Here is an 18,029-nt window from a genome sequence, read left to right on the forward strand (position 1 = left end):
GCCCGGCGCGCAACAGTTTGGAAGCAATAGGTCCGCGCTTAACTTAATGAATGTTAAGTGGTTTCGCCCATTCACGGGAACCGGATTTGGTTCCATTTCGTCCGCCATCGCAGCGCCATCTAAGCGCCATCCCGTCTCCACATTTTGGGGAGATTTATGCGAGAACAAATCTGGAACGAATTGCCCGTCGGTGCTATATGTGGGGATAACCTTGGGGTGACGGGCCGAGCGGCGCCTGCAAGCGTATAGGTTCGCCCCAACAGGGCGCAGAGGAACGCGGATGGCGCGCTCGGCCTTTTTCAAATTAGTGGCATTCGGAGTGGAGAGCGGCGATGGCGGGAAGCGTCAACAAGGTCATTCTGGTTGGAAATCTCGGCAAGGATCCTGAAATCCGCCGCACCCAGGACGGGCGGCCGATCGCGAATCTGAGCATCGCCACCTCGGAGACCTGGCGCGACAAGAATTCCGGCGAGCGCAAGGAGAAGACCGAGTGGCACCGCGTCGTGATCTTCAATGAAGGTCTCTGCAAGGTCGCCGAACAGTACCTGAAGAAGGGCGCCAAGGTTTACATCGAGGGCGCGCTCCAGACCCGCAAATGGACCGATCAGAGCGGCGTCGAGAAGTACTCGACGGAGGTGGTGCTGCAGGGCTTCAATTCGACGCTCACGATGCTCGACGGCCGCGGCGGCGGTGGAGGCGGCAGCTTCGGCGACGAGCCGGGCGGCGATTTCGGCTCCTCCGGCCCCGTCAGCAGCGCGCCGCGCCGTCCCGTTGCCGCCAGCGGCGGTGGCCGCAACAGCGACATGGACGACGACATCCCGTTCTGAGGACGATCGGGACAATGAGGGGGCGCTGGGCCGATAGAGCGGCACCTTCCACCTCGTGTCAGCAAACCCTGCTAATCGACAGGAAGGGCTCGGGATTTCCGGGCCCGTTTCATATTTGAGTCGAACTCGGACGGCGCCAGCGCAAAACAGGCTCGTCGACGTGCGGGCCGCGCGATCGCCGAGCTGCAGAGGCGATTTCGGAAGGCCTGTTCCAGGCCCCTCAGCGACTCCGCCCGTAGGGACGTAAGTGATTGGAAAAATGGGCGGAAAAAGCGCTTCCCTGGAGCCCGCAAGGGTGGTTATCAGGGGCTCGATGCGCTATATGATTCCCAGATAAAATCTCACCGGATTTCCCCTTGGCTGACGACGACGACAAGCCCGGCGACCAGCCGGCGCAACCCTCGGATATTCGCCCCGTCTCCATCTTCGAGGAGATGAAGAAGTCCTATCTCGACTACGCCATGAGCGTGATCGTGGCGCGGGCGCTGCCCGATGCGCGCGACGGTCTGAAGCCGGTGCACCGCCGCATCCTGTTCTCGATGAACGAGCAGGGGCACACGCCCGACAAGAAGTACGTCAAGTCCGCCCGCGTGGTCGGTGACGTCATCGGTAAGTATCATCCGCACGGCGACCAGTCGATCTACGACGCCATGGTCCGGATGGCGCAGGACTTCTCCATGCGCGTGCCGCTGATCGACGGCCAGGGCAATTTCGGCTCGGTCGACGGCGATCCCCCGGCCGCCTATCGTTACACCGAAGCCCGCCTGACCAAGGCGGCGCTGGCTCTGCTGGCCGACATCGACAAGGACACCGTCGACTTCCAGCCGAACTACGACAACAACGAGACCGAACCGTCGGTCTTGCCGGCCAAGTTCCCGAACCTTCTCGTCAACGGTGCGGGCGGTATCGCGGTCGGCATGGCGACCAACATCCCGCCGCACAATCTCGGCGAGGTCATCGACGCCTGTGTCGCGTTGATCGACAATCCCGCGCTCACCATCGACGAGCTCATCAACATCGTGCCGGGACCGGATTTCCCGACCGGCGGCGTCATCCTCGGACGGCAGGGCATCCGCTCAGCCTATCACCTCGGCCGCGGCTCGATCATGATGCGCGGCAAGGTCGCGATCGAGACCTTCCGCAAGGAGCGCGAGGCGATCATCATCACCGAGATTCCCTACCAGGTGAACAAGGCGACGATGGTCGAGCGCATCGCCGAGCTGGTCAAGGAAAAGAAGATCGAGGGCATCGGCGACCTGCGCGATGAATCGGACCGCGAAGGCTACCGCGTCGTCATCGAGTTGAAGCGCGATGCCGTGCCGGACGTGGTGCTGAACCAGCTGTACAGATTCACGCCGCTGCAAACCAGCTTCGGCGTCAACATGGTGGCGCTCGACAGCGGCCGTCCGCGGATCATGCATCTGAAGGACCTACTGACGATCTTCGTCGACTTCCGCGAGCGGGTCGTCACGCGGCGCACCAAATATCTCCTGGCCAAGGCGCGCGATCGCGCGCATATCCTCGTTGGCCTCGCGATCGCGGTCGCCAATATCGACGAAATGATCCGCGTGATCCGGACGTCGCCCGACCCGACCACCGCCCGCGACACCCTGATGTCGCGCGACTGGCCCGCACGGGACGTCGAGGACATGCTGACGCTGATCGACGATCCGCGCCATCGCATCAGCGCCGACGGCACGATCCGGCTGTCGATGGAGCAGGCGAGGGCCATCCTCGACCTGCGTCTGCAACGCCTCACCGCGCTCGGCCGCGACGAGATCCGCGACGAGCTCGACAAGCTCGCCGGCGAGATCGCCGATTATCTCGACATCCTGCGCTCGCGCGACCGCGTGCTGGGCATCATCAAGACCGAGCTCGCCGAGGTGAAGGCCGAGTTCGCCACGCCGCGGCGCACCGTCATCATCGAGCAGGAAGGCGAGGTCGAGGACGAGGACCTGATCCAGCGCGAGGACATGGTCGTCACCGTGTCCCATGCCGGCTACGTCAAGCGCGTGCCGCTGTCGGCCTACCGGGCGCAGCGCCGCGGCGGCAAGGGCCGTGCCGGCATGCAGACCCGCGACGAGGATTTCGTCTCGCGCCTGTTCGTGGCTTCCACGCACACGCCGGTGTTGTTCTTCTCCTCGCGTGGCCAGGTCTACAAGGAAAAGGTCTGGCGCCTGCCGATGGCGGCGCCGAACGCGCGCGGCAAGGCGCTGATCAACATCCTGCCGCTGGAGCAGGGCGAGCGCATCACCACCATCATGCCGCTGCCCGAGGACGAATCCACCTGGGGCAACCTCGACGTGATGTTCGCCACCACGGGCGGTAACGTCCGGCGCAACAAGCTGTCAGACTTCGTCGACGTCCGCCGCTCCGGCATCATCGCGATGAAGCTCGACGAGAACGAAGCGATCGTCGACGTGCAGATCTGCACCGAGCGCGACGACGTGCTGCTGACCGCCGCCGGCGGCCAGTGCATCCGGTTCCCCGTCACCGACGTGCGCGTGTTCACCGGGCGCACCTCGATGGGCGTGCGCGGTATCGCCCTCGGCGACGGCGACAAGGTGATTTCGCTGGCGATCCTGCGCCATGTCGAGACCGTCTCGGACGAGCGTTCGGCGTATCTGAAGATGCGTCGCGCGGTAGCCGGCGAAGCCGGAACCGAAGACACGGCAATGGACGGCGAGGCCGAGGAAACCTCCGGCAGCTTCCAGCTCGCGCAGGAGCGTTACGCCGAGATGTCGGCGCAGGAGCAGGTCGTGCTCACCGTCTCCGTCAACGGCTATGGCAAGCGGACCTCGTCCTACGAGTACCGCACCACCGGCCGCGGCGGTAAAGGCATCGTCGCCATGAGCGTCAACAACCGCAACGGCAATCTGGTGGCGTCATTCCCGGTCGAGGAGGCTGATCAGATCATGCTGGTCACCGACAAGGGCCAGCTGATCCGCTGCCCGGTCGAAGGCATCCGCATCGCCGGCCGCTCGACCCAGGGCGTGATCGTGTTCGACACCGCCGAGGACGAGCACGTGGTGTCGGTCGAGCACATCACGGAAGAGGCGGAGAGCGGCAACGGGGCGAATGGGGAATAGCGAGAGAGTAGCGAACAGGAGTTTCTGCTCCACATTCGCTATTCGCCTCTCACATTCGCCGGCCTGACAGACCCGACTACGGGGTGCGGTTTGCGGTCACAAGGCGCGCCTCGCGGACATTCGCCTTGGTGCCGGCCTTGCGCAGGCACGAGGCCTCGAAATTCGGCCAGGCCTGCTGCGAGCAGTCTTTGCCGATGGCGCGGATGTCGAGCCGGTCGCTCTTGGCCAGCGGCTGCGGCACGCTGGCTTCGACCGAGGGAGCGAAGCCGGGCAGGAGGGTGAGGGCGGCCGCAACAGACGCAGAGAGTGCGATCGCTGAAAGAGTCTTGATCATTGACAGTCCCCTGTGATGCGGCCGCCTACGCCCAGTGTGCGGCCCGTCATTCGTTGGCCGGATTAGTAACCATGGCCAGTTTCCGGACGTCTTCGCCGGCGCGGGAAATGGTTTCGTTCGCGCTCCGTTTTGTTTCGTGGCTGCCCCGCGGACGAAACAAACCGGCCCTTGCCGACAGGGCTGGCGGAGATTCGCCTGTGTCGGCCAGGGAACCGGTCCGGCTTGCCGGGCCGGGCCGGGCGCGGTAGGAGGGAGCCATGCCGCGTATCGCCTTCTATCCCGGTTCCTTCGACCCCATCACCAACGGCCACCTGGACGTGGTCCGGCACAGCGTTTCGCTGTGCGACCGGCTCGTGGTCGCGATCGGGGTACACCCCGGCAAGAAGCCGCTGTTCGCCACCGAGGAGCGGCTGCAGATGCTCCATGACGTCTGCGGGCCGTTGGCGGCCCAGGCCGGCTGCGTGCTCGAAGCGGTCACATTCGACGATCTCGCGGTGACCGCGGCGCGCAAGCACGGTGCCACCATCATGATCCGGGGTCTGCGTGACGGCACCGATCTCGACTACGAAATGCAGCTCGCCGGCATGAACGGGACCATGGCGCCCGAGGTGCACACGGTCTTCCTGCCGGCCTCTCCCATGGTTCGCCCGATCACCGCCACTTTGGTGCGCCAGATCGCCGGCATGGGCGGGGACGTCTCGGCCTTCGTCCCGCCGCAGGTTGCGGCACAGCTCAAGGCAAAATTCGCCGCTTAACGGCGCTTTCTCTTCATCTCTGATCCGGAGTCGTCATGATTCGAGTTCTCGCAGTTCTTGCCGCGCTTCTGTTCGCGGTGCCGGCGGTGGCGCAGCAATTGCCCGCCAATCTCGACAAGGCCAACGCCATCGTCATCGACAGCACCAAGGGCCGTATCGTCATCAAGCTCCGCACCGATATCGCGCCTCAGCATGCCGAGCGGATCAAGCAGCTCGCGCGCGAGGGCTATTACAACAACGTGCCGTTCCACCGCGTCATGGACGGCTTCATGGCGCAGACCGGCGACGGCGAGAAGTTCAACGGCACCGGCGGCTCGAAATATCCGAACCTGAAGCAGGAATTCTCCAAGGTGCATTTTGCACGCGGCATCGTCGGCATGGCCCGGCGCGGCGACAGCGTCGATAGCGCCAACTCGCAATTCTTCATCATGTTCGCCGACGGCGGCAGCCTCGACGGCCAGTACACCGTGATCGGCGAGGTCGTGCAGGGCATGGATGTCGTCGACAAGCTGAAGAAGGCACCTCCCGGCTCCGCCGGCGGCGCCGTGACCGATCCGGACAAGATGGTGAAGGTGCAGGTCGCCTCCGACATCAAATAGGAGATTGCGATATGGCGCGCTGTGGCGACAAGCTCCTGCTGGTTGCCGCATTGCTGCTGTTCGGCGTCTCCGGTGCGGCCGCCGAGGATGGGCAGGTCAACACCATCCAGGACATCTTCCGGCATCTACGGACCTGCTGGAAACCCCCGCCGCCTTCCAGGGCCCGCCCACTCGACATCACCGTCGTCGTGAGCTTTAACCGGTCCGGCGACATTCTGGGCCATCCGAGGATCTCCTACGAATCCGCGGAGGCCTCCGACAATGACCGGCTGCAATACCGGATCGCGGTGATGGAGGCGTTGCAACGCTGCACGCCGATGCCATTTACCGATGCAATGGCGGGCGCTGCCGCGGGACGTCCATTCGCGATCCAGTTCCGCAGCCGCAAAACGTCACCTGACAAGACTTCACCCTCAACGCAAGAGAGACGAGCATGAGCGCCACCGAAAACACCCTGATCCTCGAGACCACGCAGGGCCCCGTCACCATCGAGATGCGTCCCGACCTCGCGCCCGGCCATGTCGCGCGCATCAAGGAGCTCGTGCGCGAAGGCTTCTACGACGGTATCGTGTTCCACCGGGTGATCGACGGATTCATGGCGCAGACCGGCTGCCCGCAGGGCACCGGCACCGGCGGCTCCGGCAAGAAGCTGAAGGCCGAGTTCAACAAGGAGCCGCATGTGCGCGGCACCACCTCGATGGCGCGCGCCGCCAACCCCGATTCCGGCGACAGCCAGTTCTTCATCTGCTTCGACGACGCCCGCTTCCTCGACAACCAGTACACGGTGTGGGGCAAGGTCACCGAGGGCATGGAGAACGTCGACAAGATCAAGCGCGGCGAGCCGGTGCAGAATCCCGACAAGATCGTCAAGGCGCGGATGGCCGCGGACAAGGAATAGGCCCATCCCCTCATGGTGAGGAGGCGCGCAGCGCCGTCTCGAACCATGAAGGCCGAGCTGCCGCAGCGGGGCCTTCCTCCTTCGAGACGCGCGTTCCGCGCTCCTCAGGATGAGGAGTGACTGTGCGGCTCTGAGCCTGCTCATGCGCACCGACCTGTTCGATTTCGACCTGCCCGCCGAGCGTATCGCACTGCGCCCGGCGAGCCCGCGTGACTCCGCGAGGATGCTGGTCGTGGAGAACGGTGCGCTGCGCGACCAGACTATCGCCGACCTGCCGCAATGGCTGAAGGCGGGCGACCAGCTCGTCGTCAACGACACCAAGGTGATCGCAGCGCAGCTCAAGGGCCGCCGCATCGGCCGCGAGACCGAGCCCAGGATCGAGGCGACGCTGATCAAGCGGCTCGACGGCTCGCGCTGGCAGGCGCTGGTGAAGCCTGCGAAGAAACTTGTCGCCCGCGACCGCATCCGCTTCGGCAATGAAGGCAAGGTGTGCCTGCTCGGCCATCTCGACGCCGAGGTCGAGGCGAAGGGCAGCGAAGGCGAGGTCACGCTGTCGTTCTCGTTCCACGGGCCCGCGCTGGACCAGGCCATCGCCGATCTCGGCAGCCCGCCGCTGCCGCCCTACATCGCCTCCAAGCGCACGCCTGACGATCAGGATCTCGCCGACTACCAGACCATGTTCGCCGCGAACGAAGGCGCGGTCGCAGCTCCGACCGCCGGGCTGCATTTCACCCCGGAACTGGAGAGGGCGCTGCATGAGCGCGGTGTCGGCCTCAACCGCATCACGCTGCATGTCGGGGCAGGCACGTTCCTGCCTGTGAAGGTCGACGATACCGAAGGCCACAAGATGCATGCCGAGTGGGGCACGATCTCGGCCGAGACGGCGGAGCGCCTCAACAGCGCGCGAAGGAACGGCGGCCGCATCATCGCCGTCGGCACCACGTCATTGCGGCTGCTCGAGAGCGCCGCCCGCGAAGACGGCACCATCCAGCCGTTCGCGGCGGAGACTTCGATCTTCATTACGCCCGGCTATCGCTTCCGCGCCGTCGATGTCCTGATGACCAATTTCCATTTGCCGAAGTCGACGCTGTTCATGCTGGTGTCGGCGTTCTCCGGGCTGGAGACGATGAAGCGAGCCTATGCGCATGCGATCGCGAGCGGGTACCGGTTCTATTCGTATGGAGATGCGTGTCTGTTATTTCGGGCGGTGCCGTAGGGTGGGCAAAGGCGCACAGCGCCGTGCCCACCATCTTTCATGATCGAGACAGGTGGTGGGCACGCTTCGCTTTGCCACCCTACGCACCTTCCACTACGCCATCACCCGCTGCGGCAAGAGCTCGGCGATCTGCACCGCATTCAGCGCGGCGCCCTTCAAGAGCTGGTCCGCCGCCACGAACATCGAGATCGAATGCCCTGAGGGGTCGCTGAGATCCTTGCGGATGCGGCCGACCAGGACGTCGTCCTGGCCCGAAGCGTCGATCGGCATCGGGAAGTAGTTCTTGGCGCGGTCGTCCACCACCTTCACGCCCGGGGCCTGCGCCATGATGGCGCGGACCTGGTCCTCGCTGATCGGCTTCTCGCACTCGAACGTGATGGCCTCGCAATGGGCGCGCAACACCGGCACGCGCACGCAGGTGACGCCGACGGCGATCGTCTCGTCCTCGAAGATCTTGCGGGTCTCCTTGATGACCTTGGTCTCTTCGTCGTTGTAGCCGGTCTCGGGGTCGACGGCGGTGTTGTGGTTGAACAGGTTGAAGGCATAGGGGTGCGGCATCACCCTGGGCGTATAGACCTGCCCGTTGAGATTGGCGCGGGTGGATTCGACCAGTTCCTCCATCGCGGCCGCGCCGGCGCCGCTCGCCGCCTGGTAGGTCGAGATGATGACGCGCTTGATGCGGTTCTTCTGATGGATCGGCCACAGCGGCACCAGCGCCGTGATTGCCGCGCAGTTCGGGTTGGCAATGATGCCCTTGTGGTCGCGGATGCGGCTCGCATTGATCTCGGGGATCACCAGCGGCACGTTCGGATCCATGCGGAAGGCGGAGGAGTTGTCGACGACGACCGCGCCGGCCTTGACCGCGATCGGCGCGAACTTCTTGGAGATGCTGCCGCCGGCGGAGAACAGGGCGATATCGACACCGTCGAAAGACCGTTCGGTCAGCTCCTCGATCACGACCGGCTGGCCGCGGAACGATACCGTCCTGCCGGCGGAGCGGGCGCTCGCCAGCGCCTTGAGCTTACCGACGCGAAAGCCGCGCTTGTCCATGGTGGCGATGAATTCGGCGCCCACCGCACCGGTGACGCCGACAATCGCGACGACAGGATCGTTACTCACTTTGTCCTCCATTGAATTTGCGAATTAGACAACAAAAAAGCCCCGGACCATCGAGGGCGGGGCTTCGGTAGAGCAGATTGCGTTCTAGTCGACGACTACGCGCGCACGCCTCCCCGGGCCCCTGAGGCCGTGGTGGTTTTGGTCGTGCGTTTGGTGGTCGTGAACATGGCGGCGACTTATGCGGGAGAGTCTTGCGGCCGTCAATGGCTTTTCGCCCCGGCCGATGCCGGGGGCCGAAGCCGCTATTTGGCAGTCGCTATTTTCTGGCGCCCGGCGGCTGCAGGATGACCTCCTTGAGGTCGTCGCCGCTGATCACGACGATCGCGAAATTGAGCCGGCCGCGTTCGCGCACCAGCCCGCCGCTGATCGCCTTGCCCGAGGCCGCGCGTTCAGCGACCCGCACGGCATCGGCGAGGCGGTGCCTAATCGCGCCGAGCGCTGCGAGGTTGTCGCGGTCCTCGTGGTCGAGCTCGGCGAGGGGCAGGGCGGCTTCGCCGCCGACCAGCTCGCCGGTCGAAGCATTGATGGTGTGGCGCCAGATCCGGTCGTTGTGCAGCGTCTTGACGCGGTAGACCGGTACGCCGGAGGCTCCGTCGAAACTCACATCCGCCGTGGTGGCGCCGGCGTGGCGGCGTTCCGCGATCGCCATGGCCTGGCTGATCGAGATCGACGAGCCGCGAAAGCGCTCGATCTCGCGGCTGACGGCCTGGCGGTCCGCTTCGGCGTCACCATCCGTGTCGCTGCGAAGCGTGGTCGGCGTGCTCGTGGCCACGATTGCCCGAGCGGGTGCGGCGAGGAGGTGCGCGGACAAGGCGATCGCAAGCAGTCCTGAGGTCCATCGTTTGACTGTCGTCATGCTCGAAACCCTCGGGCCAGCGCGTGTGCCGGATGATCGTAAAGAATTCGCGGCCGGCCTTGGGCATCGGCCGGCCGCGGAGCGCCGCACCGGGCTGTACCCGGCACGGCGATCTCAGCGGTACGGGCCACCTTTGGGGCTGGTTAAAAAGCAGCCCGTATCGCTTATAACTAAACCATACCGTATCGTTTTATTTCGGTCAATGGAGCCGATGGCGTCCCCTGCGGGGAAAGCGTTCACCTCACGGAATTGTCAGCGGGTGGGACGGCGGCGTGGCGGGGCCTTGGTGTCCTGGACGCGGTCGGCCGGTCCCAGCGCCCCGGCCAGGAACAGCTTGATCGCGGCGCGCATGCGCTTTTCGGCGGCCTTCATCTCGAGGGCCGTTCCGAACGTCGCCATGCGGTGGGTGTGGCCGACGACCACGTCGAGAAACACCTCGGCCGCAATGGTGGTGTCCTCGACGTCGATCGCGCCCTGCGCAACCAGAAGGTCGAAGAAGCGTGCCGTGGTGGCGACGGCCTTGAGCCAGCCTTCTTCCTTGCCGAGCTTGGCGATGTCAGGGAAATTGATGGCCTGCGACGTCATCATGCGGCTGAAGGCGACGGCATCGGGACCGCAGGTGAAAGTCAGCATCTCGCGCCCGATCTCGACCAGCCGTTGTTCGACCGAGATGTCCGCAAGGCTGCTGAGCTGGGTCTCCGCCGCGGCGGAGAGGGGGGCAAGCCAGCGCGCGATCTCGCGCCTCAGCACGGCGGCAAACAGGCCGCGCTTGTCGCCGTAGCGGGAATAGACGGTGGGCTTGCTGACCCGGGCCGCTTCCGCCACCGCGTCGAGCGAGGTCGCGTCGAAGCCGCGGTCCAGGAACAGGCGGGTGGCGACCTCGATCAGCCGCTGGTCGCGTTCGATGGCGGCTGTCTTCGTCGGCCGGCCGCCGCGCGATTTCGGCAGCTCGCGGCGCGGCGCTGCCGGTCTCGTCTTGGTCGCAGTCAATCCCATGCCCAAATGATTCCTGCGCGTTTCTGACAATGGTCATTCGACCTATATCGCGCAGGAGCCGAGGCGTCATCGCGAATCTGGCCGAATTGGCCGTATCGTCAACGGTTTCGGCAGGGCCTCGTTCCGCCACCGGCGTTCACGGCACCGTCGAGCTCCAGGCCTGACCGGAAGCGGCCTTGTCGTACCCGTATTGATAGAGCGCCCGCATATAGGCGGTGTCGAACCCTTCCGATGGCGACGCCGGATATTCGCGCGCGATGTAGGAGAGGTGAAAGCCGAGACGGTTGCGCTTGGCGAAATCATAGGTCGAGAAGATGATCGAGCGCGTCTGCGACTGGGTGATCGCCGACAGGCTGCGCGAGGCGACGTCGATGGTGCCATTGGAGACGAGCTCGAAATTGCGTTCGATCTTCTTGTTGACGAGGATGTAGATGTCCAGCTTGACGCTACCCGGCAACCGGCTGCCCTGGAACAGCAGGGCCTCCGGCAGCGTCAGCACCGGCGCGGTCACGCCGCCGTCGACATGCATCTCCTGAAACTTGCGGCCCTCGCCCTCGGCGTCGATCATGATCGGCGGAAACACCAGGGGAATGCTGGCGGAGGCCGCCATCACCTCGCGAAACAGCTTGAGCGCCTCGGGTGTGCCGACCGCGGCGATCTTGCCCATGTCCCAGATCGCGGTGCGCTGGGTGTCGAGATCGGTCGTCACCACCAGCAGCTTCCGGCCCTTGGCATTCTCGCGCGCGACTTGCGCCATGACCTCCGGCCCGACATAGCGCGCCACCAGCTCACGCAGCCGCGTGTTGCCGAACAGGCCGGATCCGAACAGCACGCGCATGATGCTCGGATCGTTCAACAGGCTCTCGGCAATGCCGCTGGTATAGACCTCCTTCAGCGTGTCGTCGTATTGCGAGCCGAGGAAGGCGAACGGCGCGATCAGGCCGCCGGTGCTCACGCCCGAGACGACGGAAAAGGTGGGGCGGGTTCGGGCCGCGCTCCAGCCATTGAGAACGCCGACGCCGTAGGCGCCATCGGCGCCGCCGCCGGACAGCGCCAGATAGGACTTCGTTGCGGAGCCGGTGTCCTTCTCGAAGCTGAATTTGGTGACGGGGTCGTCGGCGTAGCGTCTGAGGCCGTCGATATCGAGCACCCGCGATGTGCTGGCTTCGGCGGCGGTATAAGGCGTGCGGGGCAGGGAGGTGCAACCGGCGAGCGCCAGGCTGCACGTCAGGACCAGAAGGCCGGTCAGACGGGCAATTGTGTGCCTGATCCAGTCGTGCGAGCGGCTGGAGACGTCGGTCGAGCATGACAGGAACGGCATTGTCGGAGGCTGTCGATCACAGTTTGACCGCCGCCGGCAAATTCGCCCACGGCATCTCGTTAAGCCCCAGTATGAAACTACACGGTATCGTTTTGTTTAACAAGGGTCCTGCGCGAATATCTGCTTTGTGTCCCAGCCTGAGGCACAGGTCGGCCACGGCGTGCGTTGGGCGGGTTGATCGGCTTGGTCCGACACGCAATAAGCACCGCCATGAATCCAGACAATGACCTTCCCAATCACTTTGAATTGCTCGCCACTGACGGCGCCGCGCGCACCGGACGTTTGACCACACCTCACGGCGTGGTGCGGACGCCGGCCTTCATGCCGGTCGGCACCGCCGGTGCCATGAAGGGCATGCACTGGCGCGAGGTGCGCGATGCCGGCGCCGACATCGTGCTCGGCAACACCTATCACCTGATGCTGCGTCCCAGCGCCGAGCGGATCGCGGCGCTCGGCGGCTTGCAGCGGTTCACGGGCTGGAACGGGCCCATGCTGACGGATTCCGGCGGTTTCCAGGTGATGTCGCTCGCGGACCTGCGCAAGATCAGCGAGCATGCCGTCACCTTCCGCTCGCATATCGACGGTGCCAAGGTCGAGTTGTCGCCGGAGCGCTCGATCGAGGTCCAGCGCCTGCTCGGCTCGGACATCGCCATGCAGATGGACGAGTGCGTGCGGCTGCCGGCCGAGCGCGCCGACATCGACCGGGCGATGCAATTGTCGCTGCGCTGGGCCGAGCGAAGCAAGCGCGCCTTCGAGAGCGCCCCCGACGGCTACATGCTGTTCGGCATCGTGCAAGGCGGCGACATTCCCCAGCTTCGTCATGCGAGTGCGGAAGGACTGATCGGGATCGGCTTCCACGGCTATGCGATCGGCGGCCTTGCCGTCGGCGAGCCGCAGGAGGTGATGCTGGCGATGATCGACGAGACTGCGCCGGTGCTGCCGAAAGAGCGTCCGCGCTATCTGATGGGCGTCGGCACGCCCGACGACATCCTCGAAGCCGTGAAACGCGGCATCGACATGTTCGATTGCGTGATGCCGACGCGCAATGGCCGGCATGGCGTCGCCTTCACGCGTTTTGGTCAGGTGAATCTTCGCAATGCGCGCCACGCCGACGATCCGCGTCCGTTGGATGAGGAAAGCCCATGGCCGTCAACGCGCGACTGCGCACGCGCCTATCTGCACCATCTCGTCAAGGCGGGCGAGACGTTGGGGGCGATGCTGCTGTCCGAGATCAATATCGCGTACTACCAGTTCCTGATGCAGGGCATCAGAGAGGCGATCGCACACGGACAATTCGACGAGTTCTATCGGCGTACGCGCGAGGGCTGGGCGAGGGGGGACATCGCCCCGCGCTAGATCAATTGCACACGAACCGTTGCTTGACGGCGTGCTTGGTCACGAAGCCATAGCCGCAATTGTCGCAGGTCCAGAGGTAGCTGATGACGTGGTCCGAGACGTAGGCGGATGCTTCGGCGGCGACCATGGAGTCGGCGCAGACGGGACAGGTAGGCAACTCGCTGCAACGCGGATCGCGGTTCGGCGCGACGGTCGGCAACACTTCAGCGACTGCTGACATCGTGGTGACCTCCCTGCTTTAAGACGTAAGTCTAACATAAGCAGAAGTCTTTGACGAGGTCGCAACACAAAAGCGCTGGCTTTTATAAAATTGCCGTCACCACGACGTGTTCGCTGGCCGTATTCGTCCTCGTTATCGCAGCGCAAACAATCCATGTGCGTTGCGATAATGCGCCCCGCCGCTTCACGCAAGATGACGCGCAATTACTGCGCCGCACTCTGCCGGCCGAGAGCTGGCCCGAGCGCGACCGCCTTGCTGCGGTCCGAGCGGAGCCTTCGTGCGAACGAAATCCAGGGTTTCTCGATGAGGGAGTATGTCACGCAGCTGACAAGGATTGACGAGGTCACGACCGCGGCGACGAAGACGAACCACGCCAGCGGTCCGTCGCCCGGCCAGGCGTAGTGGTGAATCCACTCCATGGCGAACGGCGACATCAGGTAAACCGAGTAACTGATGACGCCGACGAACGCGATCGGTCGCCAGGCCATCCTGTCTCCGAATGCGGCAAACGCGATGAAGACGACGGCCGCGCAGACATAGGCTGCCGCGATCGAATAGCTGTAGAAGAAATCGTCCTGGTAGATCCCGCCATAGCGTTTGCTGGACAGCGTGATGGCGAACTGGATGTAGAGGGCCGTGCAGAGAGCCACATGCCGCCATCGCAGCCTTCCGCCGATGACGGTGTCGCGAATGACCTTGCCGAGGAACATCGCCGACAGGTTCAGTCCGACCTCCATCACCACCCAGGCCGCTCTGTCCTCAACCAAGACAGCCACCGCCGTCCCGACAAGAGCGCTTGCAGCGACGATCGCGACCGCCGTGAGCCGCCGGTTCAGCAGTCCTGCCGCGAAGAGAACGATGCAGACGAGGTAGAACATTAGCTCGATGGTCAGTGTCCAGTAGAAGTCCCAGAGGTGAGGGACCTCCAGGAAGGACTGGAGCATCGTGAGGTTGGCGGCGATCTGCGACGGGGGATACGTATTGGACGCGACCGCCTGCATCGTGACCAGCCCGATCGCGATCGAGGCCCAGTAGGCCGGGTAGAGCCGGAAGAAGCGACTGATCGCGAAGTCGTTCACGGGCGACGCGCTGGCCGGAAAACTGAAGGGAATGACGAAGCCGCTGACGAAGAAGAACAGCACGACGCCGAACCGGCCGAAATTCATGTAGTAGCCGATCGCGTTGTGAAGGAACGCGTAATAGGCGCCGGTCGGGTGCTCCCGCACGATGAGTTCGAGCGCATGCTGGACCACCACCGCCAGGACGGCGATGCCGCGCAGGGTATCGATGAATGCCAGCCGTCTCTGCATCAGGCCTTCTCTGCGCTCCCGCCGGCCGTGATCGGCCGATCGCGGCGGACGCCGCCTGCCGGGACGACATTTGGCCAGGGCGCAAGCGGTGATCGGAAGGCTGCGCGCCGGCAGTTCAGCACGGCAATCGTGAACGGATTGACAACGAAACCGGTTGGACGCGAGGCTTGGGCCTCGCTCGGAAGCCAGATAGCCCGCTTGCCCACGCAATTTTGCCCTGCCACGAATTCCGGGCCGTCCGCATTGTCGCTTGCGCGTCGCCGCAAGCTGTCGGTAACTGCGCAACGTTCGCGACAGAAGCATGTCGCCTCAGGGAGTTCACCATGGACGCATCGTCCACCACGGGTGCAGCGCACCAACCCGGCCGCGGCCGGATCTACGACTCGATCGTCGAGGCCTTCGGCAATACCCCCATCGTGCGCTTGCGCCGGCTGCCCGGCATGCAGGGCGTGAATGCGACCATTTTGGCAAAACTTGAATATTTCAACCCCGCCGCAAGCGTGAAGGACCGCATCGGCGCGGCCATGATCATCGCGATGGAGAAGGCGGGCATCATCAAGCCCGACACCGTGCTGATCGAGCCGACCTCCGGCAATACCGGTATTGCGCTCGCCTTCGTGGCGGCTTCGCGCGGCTACCGCCTCAAACTGGTGATGCCGGAATCGATGTCGATCGAGCGGCGCAAGATGCTGGCTTTTCTCGGTGCCGAACTGGTGCTGACACCGGCGGCGCAAGGCATGAAGGGCGCGATCGCCGCCGCCGAGGAACTGTTGAAGACGACGCCGAACTCGGTGATGCCGCAGCAGTTCAAGAACCTCGCCAATCCGGAGGTGCACCGCCGCACCACCGCGGAGGAGATCTGGAACGACACCGGCGGCAACATCGATTTCTTCGTGGCCGGCGTCGGCACCGGCGGCACGATCACCGGCGTCGGCCAGGTGCTCAAGCCGCGCAAGGCCGGCTTGCGCGTCGTCGCGGTCGAGCCGGAGGAGAGCCCGGTGCTGTCAGGGGGCCAGCATACGCCGCACAAGATCCAGGGCATCGGCGCCGGCTTCGTGCCTGACATCCTCGACCGCGCCGTGATCGACGAGATCGTGAAGATCAACTCGACGAATGCGATCGAGACCGCGCGTGCGCTGGCGCGGCATGAGGGCATTCCGGGCGGCATCTCCTCGGGGGCGGCGATCGCGGCGGCGCTGCAGATCGGCAAGCGGCCGGACGCTGCGGGAAAAACCATCCTGGCTATCGTGCCGTCCTTCTCCGAGCGGTATCTTTCGACGGCTCTGTTTGAGGGAATCTAGCACATGGCGGACCAACCACCGAGGCGGCCGCGCACGCTTGGCGATGCCAGGACCGAGGCGGAGGCGGCGTTCAAGAAGGTGACGGCCAAGGTCGCCGTGGCGCCGCCCAAGCAGAACGCCGTTCCCGGTGTCAAGGAGCAGGTCACGCTGCGCCTCGACCAGGACGTGCTGGAGTATTTCCAGGCCGGCGGACCGGGCTGGCAGGACCGGATCAACGAGGCGTTGCGAAAGGCCGCGGGGAAGTAGCGCTAGCTCTCTTCTGCGGGAACGATCAACGAAAAAGCCCGGCGCGTGCCGGGCTTTTGTGTTCTGAGATGGGCGCCGCGTCTTTAGCGGCGGAACATGCCGCCCATCATGCCGCCGACGACGCCACCCACGAAGGCCGCACCGGCAGCATCGCCGGGGTTGCTGCGCTGGGGAGCCGGCGCCGGCGCGCTGCTGCCTGCGGGCGCAGCGGCGCGGCGGGCCGCCTTCTGGCTGCTATCGCTCGCGGTCGCCGGGGCCGCCACGATCTCGGAGAGCAGGGCCTTGTGCTGGTGCTTGTTGAAGTAGCCTGACGAGGGATAACCCCGCGCCGTCTGCCAGCGCTTGATCACCGATCGCGTCTCGTCGCTGAATGCACCTGTCTGCTGGGTGTCGAAGCCGAGGGCCGTGAGCCGACGCTGCACGTCGCGTCGCTTGCTCTTGTCGAGGCCGATCTGATCCTCGGTGACCTGGGTCGCCTCATCGGTGAAGGTTGCGGGATCGACGCCGGCGTTGAGAGCGCGGGTCGCGGTCGAGGGGCCGCTCTTGATCGCCGCGAGGCGCGCCAGCGCCAACGCCTTGAATTGTCCGTTCGGATAGGCGGAGAGATAGGCGTTGAGCTCTTCCGGTTTGTTGGACTCCTTCACTGAGCGCCAGTATTCGAGCTCGACGCCGTCCGAGCCGCCGGACGAAGCCGGCACCATGCCAGTAGCGGTCGGTGCTGCGTTGGCGACCTGCATCGTCGGGGCCTGGTTGAGATAGACAGAGCCGGTCAGATTGGTGTGGCCCCAGGGCAGCTGACCCTTGCGGGTCTCTTCATTGACCTGAGCGCGGACCGACGTCATCGCCTGCTGGATCTCGATGCCGGGCTTGGTGATGTTGTCGATCAACGCACGCGTGAACGGGCTGTTGTTGCCCTCCTGACCGTCGAGCGCGGTCTGGCCGGGACCGGTGGCGAATGCGATGAGGGTGCCTTCTCCGGATTTCATCTCGGCGAGACCGCTCTGCACGTTGACGCTGCGCGTCGCCGAGTTCGACTTGATCTTGGCGGCGAACGGATTGTCGCGGCAGGCATCGAGGAAGACCAGCTTGACCTTGGCATCGCCCATGGTCTGCTCGAGCGTCAGGTCGATGTTGATGGCGGCGCCCAGCTTGACGTCCATCTCCGACTTGATGTCGGCGTCGACGGGCAGCAGGTAGTTGGTGCCGCTGACGGCGATGCCATGGCCAGCATAATAGAACAGCGCGATGTCGGAGCCCTGCGCCTTGCGGCCGAAGTCGAGCAGCTTCTCCGTCATCTGGTCGCGGCTGAGATTGGATCCTTCGATCACCTCGAAGCCGACATTGCGCAGCGTCGCCGCCATCGACTTGGCGTCGATCGGCGGGTTCGGCAATTGGGCGACGTTCTTGTAGTTGCCGTTGCCTACGACAAAGGCGACGCGGCGGTCGGCCTTCGCGGCACCAACCGACAGGGCCATGCACATCAGCGAAGCGAGGAGGGTGAGATAGCGCATCTGAGATCCCCAACAGAATCGAATTGCAGGCAGCAACAAATTGGCAACGAACCTACACGAAGTGCCCGACTTCGT

At 64.7% G+C, this 18,029-nt stretch carries 18 protein-coding genes; 10 read left to right on the forward strand and 8 right to left on the reverse strand.

Features of this window, described 5'->3' with window-relative positions; genetic code table 11:
• Window positions 1–332: 332 nt before the first annotated feature.
• Window positions 333–827, forward strand: coding sequence for a single-stranded DNA-binding protein (locus RX330_RS19040; protein WP_212084803.1), 495 nt, complete (start codon window positions 333–335; stop codon window positions 825–827).
• A gap of 356 nt (window positions 828–1,183) precedes the next feature.
• Window positions 1,184–3,916, forward strand: coding sequence for a DNA gyrase subunit A (gyrA, locus tag RX330_RS19045; protein ID WP_212084805.1), 2,733 nt, complete (start codon window positions 1,184–1,186; stop codon window positions 3,914–3,916).
• A 76-nt stretch (window positions 3,917–3,992) separates the two neighbouring features.
• Here gyrA and RX330_RS19050 read toward each other — a convergent pair whose 3' ends face one another.
• Complete coding sequence (locus tag RX330_RS19050; RefSeq protein ID WP_317239411.1) at window positions 3,993–4,250, reverse strand: hypothetical protein; 258 nt, start codon at window positions 4,248–4,250, stop codon at window positions 3,993–3,995.
• 257 nt (window positions 4,251–4,507) lie between these two features.
• Between RX330_RS19050 and coaD the strand changes: the two genes are divergently transcribed.
• The 5 genes from coaD to queA all read left to right on the forward strand — a co-directional run bounded on the left by coaD (window position 4,508) and on the right by queA (window position 7,718).
• Window positions 4,508–5,005, forward strand: a complete 498-nt coding sequence (coaD, locus tag RX330_RS19055) for a pantetheine-phosphate adenylyltransferase (RefSeq protein ID WP_212084814.1) — start codon at window positions 4,508–4,510, stop codon at window positions 5,003–5,005.
• 35 nt (window positions 5,006–5,040) lie between these two features.
• Window positions 5,041–5,604, forward strand: a complete 564-nt coding sequence (locus tag RX330_RS19060; protein WP_317239412.1) for a peptidylprolyl isomerase — start codon at window positions 5,041–5,043, stop codon at window positions 5,602–5,604.
• Window positions 5,605–5,615: 11 nt separating this feature from the next.
• Window positions 5,616–6,041: a hypothetical protein gene (locus tag RX330_RS19065; RefSeq protein WP_317239413.1), complete on the forward strand. Its 426-nt coding sequence runs from the start codon at window positions 5,616–5,618 to the stop codon at window positions 6,039–6,041.
• Window positions 6,038–6,502, forward strand: a complete 465-nt coding sequence (locus RX330_RS19070; protein WP_212084822.1) for a peptidylprolyl isomerase — start codon at window positions 6,038–6,040, stop codon at window positions 6,500–6,502. The genes RX330_RS19065 and RX330_RS19070 overlap by 4 nt, the downstream gene beginning before the upstream one ends.
• 142 nt (window positions 6,503–6,644) lie before the next feature.
• Entirely contained in the window at window positions 6,645–7,718 is a 1,074-nt protein-coding gene (gene queA / locus RX330_RS19075) for a tRNA preQ1(34) S-adenosylmethionine ribosyltransferase-isomerase QueA (protein WP_317239414.1), read from the forward strand.
• A 93-nt stretch (window positions 7,719–7,811) separates the two neighbouring features.
• On the opposite strand, the gene RX330_RS19080 is transcribed toward queA, so the two are convergent.
• From RX330_RS19080 to RX330_RS19095, 4 genes are all read right to left on the reverse strand, one after another.
• Complete coding sequence (locus tag RX330_RS19080) at window positions 7,812–8,849, reverse strand: aspartate-semialdehyde dehydrogenase (protein WP_317239415.1); 1,038 nt, start codon at window positions 8,847–8,849, stop codon at window positions 7,812–7,814.
• 244 nt (window positions 8,850–9,093) lie between these two features.
• Window positions 9,094–9,693 carry a PepSY domain-containing protein gene (locus RX330_RS19085; RefSeq protein WP_212084834.1) on the reverse strand — a complete coding sequence of 200 codons (600 nt, stop codon included), beginning with the start codon at window positions 9,691–9,693 and terminating at the stop codon, window positions 9,094–9,096.
• A gap of 252 nt (window positions 9,694–9,945) precedes the next feature.
• Window positions 9,946–10,689, reverse strand: a complete 744-nt coding sequence (locus RX330_RS19090; RefSeq protein WP_317239416.1) for a TetR/AcrR family transcriptional regulator — start codon at window positions 10,687–10,689, stop codon at window positions 9,946–9,948.
• Window positions 10,690–10,825: 136 nt separating this feature from the next.
• A complete protein-coding gene (locus tag RX330_RS19095; protein ID WP_317239417.1) occupies window positions 10,826–12,010 on the reverse strand; it encodes a patatin-like phospholipase family protein in 1,185 nt (394 codons plus the stop codon).
• 210 nt (window positions 12,011–12,220) lie between these two features.
• Here RX330_RS19095 and tgt point away from each other — a divergent pair, with 210 nt between their 5' ends.
• The gene (gene tgt / locus RX330_RS19100) at window positions 12,221–13,366 is read left to right on the forward strand and encodes a tRNA guanosine(34) transglycosylase Tgt (RefSeq protein ID WP_317239418.1); all 1,146 of its coding nucleotides are present in this window, start codon (window positions 12,221–12,223) and stop codon (window positions 13,364–13,366) included.
• Window position 13,367: 1 nt separating this feature from the next.
• On the opposite strand, the gene RX330_RS19105 is transcribed toward tgt, so the two are convergent.
• Complete coding sequence (locus tag RX330_RS19105; protein WP_247527218.1) at window positions 13,368–13,586, reverse strand: hypothetical protein; 219 nt, start codon at window positions 13,584–13,586, stop codon at window positions 13,368–13,370.
• Between the two features lie 203 nt (window positions 13,587–13,789).
• The gene (locus tag RX330_RS19110; RefSeq protein WP_317239419.1) at window positions 13,790–14,896 is read right to left on the reverse strand and encodes an acyltransferase family protein; all 1,107 of its coding nucleotides are present in this window, start codon (window positions 14,894–14,896) and stop codon (window positions 13,790–13,792) included.
• Window positions 14,897–15,219: 323 nt separating this feature from the next.
• Here RX330_RS19110 and cysK point away from each other — a divergent pair, with 323 nt between their 5' ends.
• Window positions 15,220–16,197, forward strand: a complete 978-nt coding sequence (cysK, locus tag RX330_RS19115) for a cysteine synthase A (protein WP_317239420.1) — start codon at window positions 15,220–15,222, stop codon at window positions 16,195–16,197.
• Window positions 16,198–16,200: 3 nt separating this feature from the next.
• On the forward strand, window positions 16,201–16,443 hold the full coding sequence (locus RX330_RS19120) for a BrnA antitoxin family protein (protein WP_212084846.1): 243 nt from the start codon (window positions 16,201–16,203) through the stop codon (window positions 16,441–16,443).
• Window positions 16,444–16,526: 83 nt separating this feature from the next.
• Here RX330_RS19120 and RX330_RS19125 read toward each other — a convergent pair whose 3' ends face one another.
• On the reverse strand, window positions 16,527–17,954 hold the full coding sequence (locus RX330_RS19125; RefSeq protein ID WP_317239421.1) for a caspase family protein: 1,428 nt from the start codon (window positions 17,952–17,954) through the stop codon (window positions 16,527–16,529).
• Window positions 17,955–18,029 lie beyond the last annotated feature (75 nt).

Origin of the sequence: Bradyrhizobium sp. NDS-1, from assembly GCF_032918005.1 — a bacterium.
GTDB classification, from domain to species: domain Bacteria; phylum Pseudomonadota; class Alphaproteobacteria; order Rhizobiales; family Xanthobacteraceae; genus Bradyrhizobium; species Bradyrhizobium tunisiense.

Coding starts and splice junctions, on each gene's coding strand:
- RX330_RS19040 (WP_212084803.1), top strand. CDS start 333: ATGGCGGGAAGCGTCAACAAGGTCATTCTGGTTGGAAATCTCGGCAAG.
- RX330_RS19050 (WP_317239411.1), bottom strand. CDS start 4,250: ATGATCAAGACTCTTTCAGCGATCGCACTCTCTGCGTCTGTTGCGGCC.
- coaD (WP_212084814.1), top strand. CDS start 4,508: ATGCCGCGTATCGCCTTCTATCCCGGTTCCTTCGACCCCATCACCAAC.
- RX330_RS19060 (WP_317239412.1), top strand. CDS start 5,041: ATGATTCGAGTTCTCGCAGTTCTTGCCGCGCTTCTGTTCGCGGTGCCG.
- RX330_RS19065 (WP_317239413.1), top strand. CDS start 5,616: ATGGCGCGCTGTGGCGACAAGCTCCTGCTGGTTGCCGCATTGCTGCTG.
- RX330_RS19070 (WP_212084822.1), top strand. CDS start 6,038: ATGAGCGCCACCGAAAACACCCTGATCCTCGAGACCACGCAGGGCCCC.
- queA (WP_317239414.1), top strand. CDS start 6,645: ATGCGCACCGACCTGTTCGATTTCGACCTGCCCGCCGAGCGTATCGCA.
- RX330_RS19080 (WP_317239415.1), bottom strand. CDS start 8,849: ATGGAGGACAAAGTGAGTAACGATCCTGTCGTCGCGATTGTCGGCGTC.
- RX330_RS19085 (WP_212084834.1), bottom strand. CDS start 9,693: ATGACGACAGTCAAACGATGGACCTCAGGACTGCTTGCGATCGCCTTG.
- RX330_RS19090 (WP_317239416.1), bottom strand. CDS start 10,689: ATGGGATTGACTGCGACCAAGACGAGACCGGCAGCGCCGCGCCGCGAG.
- RX330_RS19095 (WP_317239417.1), bottom strand. CDS start 12,010: ATGCCGTTCCTGTCATGCTCGACCGACGTCTCCAGCCGCTCGCACGAC.
- tgt (WP_317239418.1), top strand. CDS start 12,221: ATGAATCCAGACAATGACCTTCCCAATCACTTTGAATTGCTCGCCACT.
- RX330_RS19105 (WP_247527218.1), bottom strand. CDS start 13,586: ATGTCAGCAGTCGCTGAAGTGTTGCCGACCGTCGCGCCGAACCGCGAT.
- RX330_RS19110 (WP_317239419.1), bottom strand. CDS start 14,896: ATGCAGAGACGGCTGGCATTCATCGATACCCTGCGCGGCATCGCCGTC.
- cysK (WP_317239420.1), top strand. CDS start 15,220: ATGGACGCATCGTCCACCACGGGTGCAGCGCACCAACCCGGCCGCGGC.
- RX330_RS19120 (WP_212084846.1), top strand. CDS start 16,201: ATGGCGGACCAACCACCGAGGCGGCCGCGCACGCTTGGCGATGCCAGG.
- RX330_RS19125 (WP_317239421.1), bottom strand. CDS start 17,954: ATGCGCTATCTCACCCTCCTCGCTTCGCTGATGTGCATGGCCCTGTCG.